The 13,923-nt window shown below is 57.7% G+C and carries 13 protein-coding genes and 1 tRNA gene; 3 read left to right on the forward strand and 11 right to left on the reverse strand.

Features of this window, described 5'->3' with window-relative positions:
• Positions 1-512: 512 nt before the first annotated feature.
• From CVU69_04180 to CVU69_04220, 9 genes are all read right to left on the reverse strand, one after another.
• A tRNA-Pro gene (locus CVU69_04180) sits at positions 513-589 on the reverse strand.
• A gap of 90 nt (positions 590-679) precedes the next feature.
• Positions 680-1,939 carry a transglycosylase gene (locus CVU69_04185; GenBank protein PKN12905.1) on the reverse strand — a complete coding sequence of 420 codons (1,260 nt, stop codon included), beginning with the start codon at positions 1,937-1,939 and terminating at the stop codon, positions 680-682.
• Positions 1,936-2,484 carry a hypothetical protein gene (locus CVU69_04190; protein PKN12906.1) on the reverse strand — a complete coding sequence of 183 codons (549 nt, stop codon included), beginning with the start codon at positions 2,482-2,484 and terminating at the stop codon, positions 1,936-1,938. Before CVU69_04190 ends, CVU69_04185 begins: the two co-directional genes overlap by 4 nt.
• A gap of 10 nt (positions 2,485-2,494) precedes the next feature.
• Positions 2,495-3,967, reverse strand: a complete 1,473-nt coding sequence (locus CVU69_04195) for a cysteine--tRNA ligase (protein ID PKN12907.1) — start codon at positions 3,965-3,967, stop codon at positions 2,495-2,497.
• Between the two features lie 103 nt (positions 3,968-4,070).
• Positions 4,071-4,826 carry a DNA-binding response regulator gene (locus CVU69_04200; GenBank protein ID PKN12908.1) on the reverse strand — a complete coding sequence of 252 codons (756 nt, stop codon included), beginning with the start codon at positions 4,824-4,826 and terminating at the stop codon, positions 4,071-4,073.
• Positions 4,827-4,838: 12 nt separating this feature from the next.
• On the reverse strand, positions 4,839-6,194 hold the full coding sequence (locus CVU69_04205) for a hypothetical protein (GenBank protein PKN12909.1): 1,356 nt from the start codon (positions 6,192-6,194) through the stop codon (positions 4,839-4,841).
• 92 nt (positions 6,195-6,286) lie between these two features.
• A complete protein-coding gene (locus CVU69_04210) occupies positions 6,287-7,759 on the reverse strand; it encodes a two-component sensor histidine kinase (protein PKN12910.1) in 1,473 nt (490 codons plus the stop codon).
• Positions 7,760-8,431 (reverse strand): DNA-binding response regulator, encoded by a 672-nt coding sequence (locus CVU69_04215; GenBank protein PKN12911.1) that lies wholly within the window; start codon positions 8,429-8,431, stop codon positions 7,760-7,762. It lies immediately after the preceding gene.
• A 65-nt stretch (positions 8,432-8,496) separates the two neighbouring features.
• Positions 8,497-9,303, reverse strand: a complete 807-nt coding sequence (locus tag CVU69_04220) for a phosphoenolpyruvate synthase regulatory protein (protein ID PKN12912.1) — start codon at positions 9,301-9,303, stop codon at positions 8,497-8,499.
• 133 nt (positions 9,304-9,436) lie between these two features.
• Between CVU69_04220 and prmA the strand changes: the two genes are divergently transcribed.
• Genes prmA through CVU69_04235 form a run of 3 tightly spaced genes read left to right on the forward strand, consistent with a single transcriptional unit; the run spans position 9,437 to position 11,947 of the window.
• Positions 9,437-10,354, forward strand: a complete 918-nt coding sequence (gene prmA, locus CVU69_04225; protein PKN12913.1) for a 50S ribosomal protein L11 methyltransferase — start codon at positions 9,437-9,439, stop codon at positions 10,352-10,354.
• Positions 10,354-11,079, forward strand: coding sequence for a 16S rRNA (uracil(1498)-N(3))-methyltransferase (locus CVU69_04230; GenBank protein PKN12914.1), 726 nt, complete (start codon positions 10,354-10,356; stop codon positions 11,077-11,079). The genes prmA and CVU69_04230 overlap by 1 nt, the downstream gene beginning before the upstream one ends.
• Before the next feature lie 22 nt (positions 11,080-11,101).
• Complete coding sequence (locus tag CVU69_04235; protein ID PKN12915.1) at positions 11,102-11,947, forward strand: 23S rRNA (adenine(2030)-N(6))-methyltransferase RlmJ; 846 nt, start codon at positions 11,102-11,104, stop codon at positions 11,945-11,947.
• Here CVU69_04235 and CVU69_04240 read toward each other — a convergent pair.
• On the reverse strand, positions 11,920-12,387 hold the full coding sequence (locus tag CVU69_04240; protein PKN12916.1) for a hypothetical protein: 468 nt from the start codon (positions 12,385-12,387) through the stop codon (positions 11,920-11,922). The genes CVU69_04235 and CVU69_04240 overlap by 28 nt on opposite strands.
• A gap of 132 nt (positions 12,388-12,519) precedes the next feature.
• Positions 12,520-13,824: an aminotransferase gene (locus CVU69_04245; GenBank protein ID PKN12917.1), complete on the reverse strand. Its 1,305-nt coding sequence runs from the start codon at positions 13,822-13,824 to the stop codon at positions 12,520-12,522.
• Positions 13,825-13,923 lie beyond the last annotated feature (99 nt).

A 13,923-nucleotide genomic window follows, 5' to 3' on the forward strand; every position in this document is an offset into this window, starting at 1 on the left:
GCAGTCGAGCACGTCTTTCGGTATGGCCATCGGTTCCTCCAGTGGTTACGGGTTGTAACCGACGATGACCATTTACACAAAGTTTTTTACACCCTCGATAAAGGACAAACCGAAAAAGAAGAAGTAACAAAAGCCCACGTCCGCGACTACGACTGCACCACTGCCTCCGGTGCTCTCGTCCACGTCCAGTCACACGAAGACAGACAGCAGCGTCCGCCAGTACTGTCGTCGCGGCACTGCTACAGATCCAGACTAAACGGAGTAATGACACAATTAAACTGTGGCGGAAGGAATGGATTAACGCTGGGCGATGAAGACGGAGAAAGAGAACGCCGCGTTATACAAACTGGATTGAGGTGCCAGTAGTTATAACTTGGTCGTTGAACGGTAGGGGGGAAGTGATTTGGCAGGAAATTTGACGCAAGCAGGAAGGAAAACGGCAACAAAACGGCAACAAAAATATCAACAAACTAAAGTGGCTTACGGATATTTCCGTAAGCCACCGTATTTACTGGTCGGGATGAGAGGATTTGAACCTCCGGCCCCTTGCTCCCGAAGCAAGTGCGCTACCAGACTGCGCTACATCCCGACATGACTTCCTATTAACAGACGGGTTTATTAGCATGGGCGGGGAGGAAATGCAAGACGATTTTGTCGAATATGAAACGCTCAGCGTTTACTACGGGACCGGGGCGATCTCTTCCGGCTCTGGTCGCGGCAGCAGCACCCACATCTTCCCGGTCTGCTTCATCCTTCCCGCCAAAGTTCCGGCCGCCTCCCCTTGTCCCCAGAAGAAATCGGCCCGGACCGCGCCACGGATGGCACCGCCGGTGTCGTGAGCGACAACCAGTCGTTGTAACGGCTCTTTGCTGCTGGGCCTCGTTGTGGAAAGGAAGACCGGGGCGCCGAGAGGGATGGTGCGGGGATCGACGGCAATGCTGCGTTCGGCAGTCAGGGGGATGCCGAGGGCGCCGGGGGCTGTTGCCGGACTGCCGGGGAGAATTTCAAAGAAGATATAGCTGGCGTTTTCATTGAGTAGAGCCGCGGTCTCGTTCGGGTTTTGCTGTGCCCAGGCTTTGATATTCTGCATCGACATCTGATCCTTGGTCATCTCGCCGCGCTCAAGGAGGAGTTTGCCGATGGAGCGAAAGGGGTAGCCGTTCTGGTCGGCAAAGTGGACCATGACGGCGCTGCCGTCATCAAGGAGGACTCGTCCCGACCCTTGAATATGCATGAAGAAGAGTTCGACCGGATCGTCGATCCAGAGGAGTTCCTTGCCGGCGAGAAGGGCCGGATCGGCTTCGAGCTCGGCGCGACTGTAGTAGGGGACGATTTTGCGTCCGACCAGTCGGCCGCGCAGGCGGTAGTTGGCGAGATCGGGGTAGACGCTGCGCAGATCGACAACTAACAGGTCGTCGGGGAGCGCGTAGAGGGGGTAGCGGTAGCGGTCACTGCGCTGGCGGCTGCCGTTGAGGTTGGGGATGTAATAGCCGGTGACCAGGCCGGTGTCACTGCCGTCAGGGTTGCGCACCTGATGGGGGATGAAGTGTTCTTCGAAAAAAGCGCGGACAACGTCAGGGCCGGGATCGACCCTGGTCGCCGCGTTGCAGACCGAACCCCAGTCGGCGCGCTTCTTTATGGACGAGCACCCTTTGATAAAGGCGGCGAGAGCCGCAGACGGATCATCAAGAAGCCAACCGTCGACGGCTGTCCAGGCGACGGGAGTCAATGGAGAGACCGGGAGCAGCGCCGGCGTAGTCAGTTCAAAGGGCAGGGGCGGCGGTGGGGTGACGATGGTGATAAGCGCACCGGCCTGGGGAGGTGGCGGTGTCACCCGCTCCACCAGCGGGCCAGCTTGCGGCCCTGCGCCGGGGAGGGTACAAGCACTGAAGAAGCAAAGAACGAGCAGGCCGAGGAAAGATTTTAAAAGAGAGGTCATGGTTTCACAGGACTATCGGGGAGAAGCTTCACTCCCTGCTGAGGAAGAACTTTGGTTGGTGTATAGCTGAATTCCCAGGAGCTGTAGCTGGGGGCGCTTTGGAAGGTGATGTATTCCTCCGGGAAGCCGTCCTGCCGGAAGGGGGTCTTGGAACTGGTGCTGCGCACCCCTTTGATCTTGCCGAGCGCCTGGCCGGCGTCGCTGGCGCCCTCAACGTTTCCGCCGGCGCCGACCACCTCAAACGCTTCATTGGTGAAGGGGTCAAGGTAGAGCTTGCGCAGATGGCGTTTGGTCTGCGCTGAGCGCGGATCCTGGAGCAGATCTTCCAGGGAGTTGGGGTAAGCCCCTTGCCCTCCCGGGCTGGTTGTGTAGTAGCTTTCAATTGCCCGACGGTACTGATCGCCACGGAAAAAGAGTTCCTCTTCCCGTTCGCGCTGCATCACCTGTGACCAGGTCTGTCCGGTCAGGCCGAGCATCAAGCCGATCACCATGATGGCGAAGAGGACAGTAAAGAGGGTCATCCCTCGCTGCGAAGAAAGGCGCATCGTTATCAGCTTATTTGCACTTCCAGGTTGTCCCCTGGGGGCTGTCGAGAAGGAGAATCCCTTTGGCGGCAAGTTCGTCGCGAATCTGGTCGGAGCGGGCAAAGTCACGATTGGCACGGGCGGCCTGGCGTGCGCTGATCAAAGCTTCGATCGCTGCCGGGCTCAGTCCGGTTTCACCCAGCCCGGCCTGTTTCTGCTTCTCCAGCCAGGCTGAGGGCGCCGAGCTAAAGAGACCGAGGACGTTGCCGAGCTTGATCATGCCGTCGCTGGCGGCTTTGACGGCGGTCGCGGCGGCGCTGTCGAAAGCGAGTTCGGGGATCGCCGTTACCCGGTTCAGGGCCCGGGTCAGATCGAAAAAATGACCAATGACCAGAGCGGTGTTGAAGTCATCGTCCATCGCCTCTTTAAAGCGGGATTCGAGGATGCATGCTCGTTCGCGCAGCTCTGCAATCTCTTCGCGCTCCGGCTGGTTGCTCTGCAATTGCGCCGCTTGGAGAAAGTCGTCAGCAGCAGCCAGGGCTTGATAAAAACGGCTCAGCCCGAGGCGGGCTTCGTCAAGATTCTGGTCCGAGAAGTCGATGGGGGAACGGTAGTGGGCGGTGAGGATGAAGAAGCGCAGCACTTCGGCGTCGTAAGTCTTGAGAATGTCGCGGATGGTGAAGAAGTTGCCGAGGGATTTGCTCATCTTCTCGTGATTGACATTGACAAAGCCGTTGTGCAGCCAGTATTTGACAAAGGGTTTGCCGGTCGCCCCTTCGCTCTGGGCGATTTCATTTTCATGATGGGGGAAGACCAGGTCTTTACCGCCGCCGTGGATGTCGAAAGTCTCGCCGAGGTACTGTATGCTCATCGCCGAACATTCGATGTGCCAGCCGGGACGCCCCGGGCCCCAGGGGGACTCCCAGGCCGGCTCGCCGGCTTTGGCGGTCTTCCACAGGGCAAAGTCCATGGGATGGCGTTTGAGTTCTCCTGGCGCAATACGGGCGCCGGCGCGCATTTCATCCATATTGCGCTTGGAGAGTTTAAGATAGTCAGGAAAGCTCTCGACCGCATAATAGACATCGCCGCCGCTGGCGTAGGCGCGGCCGCCAGCGATCAGGCGCTCCACCAGGGTGATGATCTGGCTTATATGCTGGGTCGCCTTGGGCTCGATCGTCGGTTTCAGCAGGCCGAGGGCCGCCATATCTTCGTCAAAGGCGCTGATAAACTCTTCGGCGAGGTCGACGCTGTCGATGCCGCGCTCGTTGGCGCGATTAATGATTTTGTCGTCGACGTCGGTGTAGTTACGGACATAGGTGACATCATATCCGGAAAACTGCAGATAGCGGTAGATGATGTCAAAGACGATGTTGGCGCGGGCATGACCGACATGGCAGTAGTCATAAACGGTGACGCCGCAGACGTACATGCCGACGTGCCCCGGTCGTAGCGGCACAAACTCTTCTTTGCCGCCACTCAAGGTATTATAAAGACGCAGAGACATGAAAACTCCTGGGAAGGGTCGCGCCAATCCGGCGCTGGTGCGCCATTTTTAGCATAAATGGGCATGGAAATGCAAAGCCGTGCCGGGAAAAATCCCGGCACGGTTACGGTTTTATGTTCCCTTTGTAGCGCTTGAGCCAGTTCTGGAGTTCCGTTTCTTCACTCTCCAGTTCAAAGGCGTTGATCAGACCGCGGCGGATCGAGACCGAGACCGCGCGATTGCGCAGGTTAAAGGCATCGCCGACTTTGTCGCTCTGAAACTGATCGAGATCGAGGCCGAGTTTACCGTACAGGGAGTTGAGGCGGCTCTGTACGCCGCGCCGTGACAGATAGCGGCGTTGTGCAATCAGGTTGTCGGTAAGGCCGAGGGAGATATCGACCAGGGCTTCATATTCGATGTCAGAAAGGGCGGTCTGGCTGTGGCCGGTGCGTCCCTGCACCTTGCGGACTTCAGGATCGATCCAGCACTGGTCATCAAAGAGGACGGTGGCGATAGCCGAAGCGATCCGCTCCCGCGGGTTCGATTTGAGAATATAGCCGTAGACGGTCTCGGCCGGGACAATTCGCGCCAGGGCGCGGACATACATCTCGTCTTTGTGTTGACTCCACAGGACAATGCGCGCCTTGGGATTGCGGCTCCACAGGGCCTTGGCAAAGTCGATACCGTTGAGCTCGGGCATCTGAATATCGCTGACCACCAGCGGTTCCTCCCACGCCAGAGCCATCTCCAGGGCGATCAGGCCGTTTTGGGCCCGCTGGATGCGACAGGAGCGGTCAGGATAGGCGAGAAAGATCGATTCGAGAAATTCGAAGTCCTTGGGGTTGTCTTCAGCGATCAGGATGTCGGTGATCTTCTCCATAAATTACCGCCTTTAGGGGGTTGTGCGATAGGAAAGCTCAAAACGGGTGCCGCTGCTGAAGCGGGAGGGACCCCAGACAATCCGGGCATTGATGATGCGGGCCCGCTCGCGCATGTTGTTGAGGCCTCGCCCCGCCGTCGGCGAGGTTTCGGCATTGAAACCGCTGCCGTTATCCTCGACCGAGAGGACGAAATCATCGTTGCGCCGTTCGATGACGATCTCGTAGCGACTGGCGTGGGCGTGGCGAATGACATTATGAATCGCTTCAAGGGCAATGCGGTAGATGGCAAGCTGGATATGCCGTGGCAGGACGAGTTCGGCACTGGCCGGAGAGATGTAGAGTTGGTATTCGGGTAATCCTTCACGAGACATGGCACGATCAAGAAATGATTCCAGGGCGGCCGCGAGACCGAGAATATCGAGGGATTGCGGGTGGAGATCTTCCATGACTTCGCGGAGATTGGCCATGGCCCGACGGAGATCCTCCTCAAGCTGTTGCGTCATTTCCGAGCATTTACCGCGGTGCAGTACTTCAAGATCGCGCTGCACCGCAGAAAGATCGGCGAGCGTCTGGTCGTGCAGATCCCGGGCAATGCGGCGGCGCTCTTCTTCTGCGCCTTCAAGGAGCTTTTCGGTGCTGACGACGCGGATCAGTCGTTCGGTCATCCGGTTGATCGAAATCGCCAGATCGTCCAGCTCGTCCTGCGCCTTGCCGGGGAAGGGGAGGGGGCTGAGATCGCCATTGGCGATACGGCTGGCATTCTGGGTCAACAGGTTGATGCGGTACAGAATTTGTCTTGCAAAGGTCAGGGCAATAAAGACGCCGATGAGGATCGCCACAATCAGGACGAATGTGCCGATGGTGGTGGTACGGTAAACGATTTCGGTGATATCCCGATTGTTTTTATTCTGGAGAGCTTCGCGTTCGCGTTGAATCTCTTCACTGAAAGCATTGAGCTGGCTACGCAGTTCAATGACGGCGTTGCGGTAATCTCCGCCGTCGAAGCCCCGTTCGGGATTAAGTTTTTCTCCCAGATCGACCAGTTCGTCCGCGTCAGGGAGCATCTCCTGAATGGTTCGCAGGGAGCCGAGAAGTCGCGCATACAGGTGTCGCATCTCGTCGTAACGTTTGCCGTCAAAGGCCTCTTCCGATTCTTCGGGATGGACGGCGCTGCCGAGAGCATAAAGTCGCTTGGTGGCCAGATCCGCTTCTACCAGGGCAATAAAGGCGGCGCGAAGCTGGCTGGATGCTTGATTCTTCTTCGACATGTCCCAGTAGGTGTACTGGAGAAAAGCGAGAAGAAGGGTCAGCAAGAGCAGGACCGTTGCCGGGGCAAGGATAATCTTGAATTTCAGGGGAAGGCGCATGGTTGAAAGATATCACAGCATTAAAGGGAATGCACTGTGCGATAGCACAGCTGCCCTGGCCGGGCCTCGGCTGCGTTCCGGGGTTTTTTTGTTCATGATGGTGTGGCTGTCGGCGGGTCTGGGAGCAGGGTTGGGTCGAGGGGGAGGTCAATGATAAATTCACTCCCCTGGCCAGGGGTGGAGAAGACGCGGATGCGGCCTTGATGGGCGGAGATGATCGCCTTGACGATGGAGAGCCCCAGTCCGGTGCCGCCGATATTGCGGTTGCGGGCTTCGTCGACCCGGTAAAAGCGTTCGAAGATATGGGGAAGATGTTCGGCCGGGATCCCCATGCCGGTATCGCGCACGTGAATCTGCGCTTCATTGGCAGCGTTCAGCGCCAGGGTAAGGGTTATCTCCCCCCCTTCCGGGGTGTATTTAACGGCATTGGTGACAAAATTGAGGAGGGCACGATGCAGGTGCATCTGGTCGGCACGAATAAAGACTTCGTGATCGACCTGCATCTGCAGGATCGTTTCGATCTTTTTGGCCTCGCCAAGGGTTTTGCTGTGAATGTAGAGATCCTGGAGCAGATCGTTAAGACTGAAGGAGCTGAGATTAAGGTGAAATTCTCCGGATTCGCTTTTGGCAAGCTGGAGCAAACCTTCCGTGATCCGTTCCATCCGTTCGATCTCTTCAAGGTTTGAGATTAAGGTCTGACGCAGCTCCTCCTCCCCCCGGGACCAGCGTAGCGAGACTTCAGTCTCTCCTTTAAGGATGGCGAGGGGCGTGCGCAGTTCATGGGAAGCATCACCGGTAAATTGTTTGATCCGGCTGAAGGAGTTGGCGAGGCGTTCCAGGGTTTCGTTGAAGCTGATGCTGAGATCGGTCAGCTCATTCCTTTTTTTGTCGACGGGGAGGCGAAGATTGAGGTTTTCAGCGGTAATCTTGCGGATAGCGTCGGTAATTTGCTGCAGAGGCGAAAGGGCGCGACCGGCAAGGAACCAGCCGCACCCGCTTAACAATATAATTAGTAATGGCGTATAGATGATCCGTTTCCAAAGCAACAGTGCCAGGGCGGTATCGTTCGCTTCCAAATTTTCGCCGACCTGCAGGACATCAACCCGGCGGGCGTTATCATAACGGGGGCGGGTCATTACCCGGTAGCGTTCCCCGGTCTCGCTGGTGAAGGTTTCGAAGTAGGCTCCCCCCTGACTGAGGTGGCGCAGGGCACTGCGATTGAGGGGGAAGCGCAGTTCCCCAAGATTTTCCGTGAAACAGGTTACTTCGCCGCGGGGATTGCGTTGCTGGATCGCAACCCCCCAGTTGTGACGGTACACAAAATTCCTCAGCTCCCGACACTGTGTTTCTTCCCCCCGGGGGGCATCGTCCGCCTCATTGTAAATCAGATCATCCAGGATATCGCCAGTCCGGGCCAGGCGACTGTCGGTATTCCCTTCGAGGATCGTGGCGAGATGCCGATCCCAGAAGGTTTCGCTGGAGAGCATCAGAATCGCCAGGGTCAAGGCAAACCAGAGGGTCAGCTTGAAGCGAATCGAGGAGCGGATGGGGGGGCGAAGGGACAATTAGTCCTCCTTGAGCATGTAGCCGGTGCCCCGCACCGTTTGAATCAACTTCTTGTCGTAGTCCCGGTCGATCTTTTTGCGCAGATAATTGACATAAACATCGATGATATTGGTGAAAGAATCGAAGGTATAGTCCCAGACCCGCTCGGCAATCATGGTCCGGGTGAGAACCTGATTGGGATTGCGCATGAAATATTCGATCAACGCATATTCCTTGGCGGTGAGGTCGAGTTCATCGCTGCCGCGCCAGACTTTATGGGCGACCGGATCAAGGCGCAGATCGGCAAAGCGGAGTTCGGCGCCGCGATCCATGGTGCCGCGCCGTAACAGGGCGCGGACCCGGGCGATGAGTTCGGCAAAGGCAAAGGGTTTGGTCAGATAGTCGTCACTGCCGGAGTTGAAACCGGAGACGACATCATCGACGCTGTCCTTAGCGGTCAGGCAGAGGACCGGGGTGCTGATCCCTTTGTCTCGCAATTCGCGCAGCACGGTCAGGCCATCTTTCTTCGGGAGCATCAAATCCATCAGGATCAGACTGTAAGGGTTGGTTTCTGCCATAAAGAGACCTTCTTCGCCGTCATGGGCCAGATCGACGTTAAAGCCTTCTTCTTCGAGACCGCGTTTGATAAAACTTGCGACTTTTTTTTCATCTTCGACAACCAGAATTTTCATGAAACGTCTCCTTTTGTGGTAGGTTGAGTGGGGAAATCAACAGCGGGGACGACCAATGTCGCCGCTTATTTAAGGCCAAGTTTCACCAGAACTTCGTTGGCAGTCTCCTCGACCGCTTTGCCGGTCACATCGATCATGACCCAGGGTTGGCGGCGATAAAAGGCCCGCACCTGCCGTAACTCCGTGTCGATCTCTTCAAGATCGGCATAAGCGGTGCGAGGATCCTGGCCCAGAGTACGCAGGCGGGCGGCGCGGAGTTCAACGAGACGATGCGCATCAATAATCAGGGCAGCCACCCGCCCCTGATCGATCTTGAAGAGTTCCGGCGGCGGATCGATGCCGGTGACCAACGGCACATTCGCCACCTTCCAGCCGCGATGGGCAAGGTAGATGGAGAGCGGAGTCTTGCTGGTGCGTGATACTCCGACGAGAACTATGTCTGCTTTATGGAGGTTGCGCGTTTCCTGTCCATCGTCATGTTTGACCGTAAACTCTACCGCTTCGATCCGTTTGTAATAGGCATCGTCCACCCCGTGCAGCAGTCCCGGCATCTGCTGCGGCGCCAGGCCGAGATAGCGGGACATGCGCAGCAGCAGGGGGGTCAACAGGTCGAGGGAGGGGATGGCGCGACTGCTACATTCGTCATGGGCGACCTGCGCCAGCTCATTGTTAACCATGGTATAAACGACCAGCGCATTTAGTCGGCTGGCTTCGTCGAGGATGTCGAGCAGGTGTGATTTGCTGCGAACATTGGCGATGCGCCGGGTGGTGACCGACTTGTCCTGAAACTGGGTCAGGGCGGCAGTACACATCCGTTCGATCGTTTCCCCGGTTGCGTCGGAAAGCAGAAAGATATATTTTTGTGTTTCCATGTGTGCCTTTTGGTAAAAAAATACCACGCATGATATTTACTCATTAAATTATTCAATTACATTAAAATGGAAAAAGTGTTGTTGTCAAGGGCCACCCGGAGAAATATATTTTTTTATGCAAAGGAAGCTTTTTATGGATGAATGGATTGAAGTTGTCTTGATTGTCCCGACGACGGTTGCCGAAACCGCCGGGTTTGTCCTGGCTGAATTGGGGAGCGCCGGGGTGACCCTGGAAAACCGGGAACTCGACACTTTTGTTGCGCCGGACCCGGAGGAAATGGTTAGTGAAACTCTGGCCGTGCGCGCCTACTTTCCGCAGCCGGCGGATAGCGCCGCGCTGCTCAGCGCCATTCAGCAGCGCATGCTTGAGCTGGCGCCGGCCTTTCCCGGCTGGACACCGCAAGCCCCGAGCTTTACGGTGGTGCGCAACGAAGATTGGGCGGAAGGGTGGAAGCAGCACTTTCCGACGACCCGGATCAGCCGGCGTTTGGTGGTGCGGCCGAGTTGGGAAGCGTTTACAGCCGGGCCGGACGATGTTGTCATTGAAATCGATCCGGGGATGGCCTTTGGCACCGGTACGCACGGCACCACCCGCCTTTGCCTCGAAGCGGTCGCCGCGGCATTTGAGAGTGAGATGCCGCCGCGCCGCGTCCTTGATGTCGGCACCGGTTCCGGGATTCTCGCCATTGCCGCTGCCGCTTACGGCGCTGAAGAGATCGTCGCCTGTGACATCGACGCGGATGCGTGCGCGATTGCTTTTGAGAATGCCATCCTCAATCAGGTTGACGAAAAAATCTCCTTCACCATAGCCCCCCTGGAAGAGCTGGAAGGGAGCTTCGATCTGGTTTTGGCCAACATCCTCGCGGAAGAGAATATCCGCCTGGCCGACGCCCTGCTGGCGCGTCTGGCCCCCGGCGGCCGCCTCGTCCTCTCCGGCATCCTGATTGAGAAGGAAGAGATGGTGATCAACGCTTTCAAGGCCTACGGACTCGGGTCGCCGGAGATCAGCCATAATGAAGACTGGTCCTGCCTCCTTTACCGGCGGCCGTGATGCACCGCCTCTTTGTTGCCCCTGAAGCGCTGCAGCAGCCGATTGTCGTTATCAGCGATGAAGCCTTCCACCATCTGAGCGTTTTGCGCCTGCGCATCGGTGATGAAGTCCTCCTCCTCGACGGATGCGGTCACCTGGCCCGGGCCATCCTGCGCCAGCTCAGTCGCAGCACAGCGCAGGCGGAAGTGCTGGAGCGCTGGGAGGAAAGAGAGTCGCTCCTCCCTTTGCGGTTGATTCAGGGGCTGCCCAAGGGGGAGAAGTTTGAATGGCTGCTGGAGAAAGGGGTGGAGCTCGGGGTCAGCGCCTTTACGCCGGTGATCACCGCGCGCAGTCAGCTGCGGGGTGATAAGTCAGCCCGCTGGCAAAGGATTATTCAGGAAGCGGCCCGCCAGAGTCGCCGTCCCCTCCTCCCCACTCTGGAAGGACTGCAACCCTTGGCGGCGGCGCTGTCAGCTACAACCGAGACTCTGCGGCTGATGCTGTGGGAGGAAGGGAGCACCCCCCTCAATAGCGTCCTGCCACCGAAAGGTCCTGCCAGCTGTGTTCTTCTGGTCGGGCCGGAAGGGGGCTTTTCAGCAGCAGAAGCAGACGTGGCGGTGATGGCCGGTTTTATTCCCGTCTCTCTCGGCAAGCGGATTCTCCGCACCGAAACTGCGGGGATGGCGGTCACTGCTGTCCTGCAAAATCGCTATGGCGATTTTGGCACGTTTTGCCCCGTCGATTAATTTTTTTGAAGGATCATCTCAGATGCTCAGCTACCGCCACGCTTTTCATGCCGGCAACCATGCCGATCTCCTCAAGCACTTGGTGCTGGTGGAGCTGCTGAACTATTTCCGGCGCAAGGAGAAGCCCTTTTCTTATATCGACACCCACGCCGGGGCCGGCTTTTATGAACTGGATCAGGGCTATGCCACCCAGAATGCCGAATATGCTGCCGGCATCGGCCGACTGTGGAAGCAGCAGTATCTCCCGGCGCCCCTGGCTGCCTTTTGTCAGCAGATTCGCGACTGCAACCCCGGTCCGGAGCTGACCCGCTATCCCGGCTCCCCCTGGCTGGCCGGCCAGTTGCTGCGGACTGACGACCGGATGTGGCTCTTCGAACTCCATCCCCGCGATCAGGAACTGCTGCGCGCCACCTTCAGCCACGCCGGCAAGCAAGTCAAGATCACAGGCAGTGACGGTTTTATCGGCCTGAAGGGACTGTTGCCGCCGCCGACCCGGCGCGCTCTGGTCCTCATCGACCCTCCTTACGAAGAGAAGCGCGATTACGAACGGGTGGTCAAGCTGCTTGGCGACGCAGTGAAGCGCTTTGCCTCCGGCACCTATGCCCTGTGGTATCCGCAGTTACAGCGGAACGAAGCGCAGGCTTTGCCCGCTCGTCTCAAGGCCCTCAGTGTCCCGAGTTGGCTGCACGTCAGTCTCACTGTCCAGTCGCCCGCCGCCGATGGTTTCGGCATGCACGGCAGCGGCCTCTTTATCGTCAATCCTCCCTACACTCTGCCGGCAACGTTACAAAGCGTTCTTCCCACCTTGGTCGAACTCCTTCGCCAGGATGCCGGCGCCGGTTATTCTCTCGAATTCTCCATCCCCTGAGCACCCCGCTCCGCCTCCTCGACCCACGCCTCACGCAGGGAGAGGTGGCGGAGGAATTCAGCGGCATGGAGAAAACGCTCTGGTGTGGTCGGCACATTGATCTCCTCGCTCCCCCGTTGCAGCCCGAGTGCAAAACCGTGCCTGCCGTTGCGTGTATAGCGTTCGACCGTAAGCTTACTCAATACCTCACTGCCGTTCGCTTCGAAGCGGTGGCTGAGACTCTCCTTCCCTCCCTCGTTATGAACCTTCCCCATCCGGCAACCAAGGTCGAAGGCTTCGGCTGGTTCGACGATGAAGCGCAACGACGTCCCGCCGCTCTCCAGACGGAAGAAGCGCAGGGCAATCCGCCCTTCATCCGGGCGATTATCGCTGCGCTTGGTGTACGGGGTGATTTCGACCCCGGCCTGTTTGGCAAAGATGGTGATCTGTGAATTTTTCATACTTCCCCCTCCGATTGCATGATGTGGTAGTGCGGACGAAGCTTAGCATGATTTTATGAACGCGCCATAAGTAAAAACGCCGCAGAAGGATGCCTTCTGCGGCGTTGGCGTTCAAGCTCTAACCGGCAATGGTTATGACTGCAAATACGCCTGCACACTGGCGGCGATGGTCTGGAAGATGCGCGTCAGCTCGGCTTCATCCCGCTCCAGCAGGGTAATGCGGAAACCCGGCTGGGTGGTGCAGAAAGAGGTGAGCGGCACTGTGCAAATGCCGGTCGAAGCGAGGAGATAGTAGACAAAGCGCTTGTCGAGGGAGCAGCCGGGGGTGTTAACCAGCCCTTCGACGAGGGTTTTGACTTCCGCGTTGGTAATCGGCAGGCTCTGGGTGCTGGTCAGCACGTTGTCATCAAAGGCGATCGCCATATAGAAGGCGCCGTTGGTGCGATTGACCTTGAGGCCAGGGACATCCTTGAGGATGTCGTAAGCGATGTTCGAAGCGCGTGCATAGCGATTCTTGCGCTCTTCAAGATAGACCGGATATTCCGGGTGGGTCATCATCGGCTTGATCGCCATCTGCGGCAGGGTGGTGGCGCAGACCTCGACGAGTTTGGCGTTGAGGATGGAGGCGACATATTTAGCAAAGATCGGATCTTTGTCGGCATTGTAGACCTCGATCCAGCCGCTGCGCCCGCCCGGCCAGGGGAACTCTTTGCTGACCCCTTTCATGGCAATAGCAGGGACATCGCCGATGAGATCGGAGATCGGCAGGGTGGAGGTGCCGTTATAGGTGATGTTGTGGTAGATCTCGTCGCTGATGATGAAGAGATCATATTCTTTGGCAATGGCAACGATTTCGCGCAGGACCGCTTCCGGATAGACGACACCGGTGGGATTGTCAGGATTGATCAGGAGGATTCCGGAGATCCGCGGGTTGAATTTGACCTTGTTGCGGAGCTCTTCGAGGTCGGGATACCAGTGGTTCTCGGCGGCGAGGCGATAGGTCACCGCCGGCTGACCGGCATTGGCGGCCTCAGCCGAGGAGTGGGTCGAATAGGTCGGCGAGGGGACAATCACCCGATATTCGCGGTTCAGGCAGCCATAGACTTTCTGGATGGCATCGCCGAGGCCGTTAAAGAAGAGGATATCCTCGGGGGTGATCTGCAACTTGCCGCGCTGGTTGGTCAGTTCGGCGATAAATTCACGGGTCTCGAGGACGCCGCGGGTCGGGCAGTAGCCGTAGGACGCATTCTCCATGGCGAGGCCGGCGACGATCTGCTTCATCCAGCCGGGAATCTGCTCCCCCTTAGCGACGGGATCGCCGATATTCTCCATATTGGTCTTGAGCCCGAGCTTTTTGAGCTTGTCGGCAATGTCGACAATGGCGCGGATCTCGTAAGTCATCTCTCCGCCACCGATCGGCACGATGTTGTTACGCATGAAATTTCTCCTTAAATTAAGTTCTGGTTCGTTGAAAAAGGAAAGGCCGCGACGTGTCTGCCGCGGCCTGATGTCTTATGAGAGACGGGAAAAAGGGGG

The sequence above is a fragment of the Deltaproteobacteria bacterium HGW-Deltaproteobacteria-4 genome (assembly GCA_002841765.1).
Taxonomy (GTDB): Bacteria; Desulfobacterota; Desulfuromonadia; order Desulfuromonadales; family UBA2197; genus UBA2197.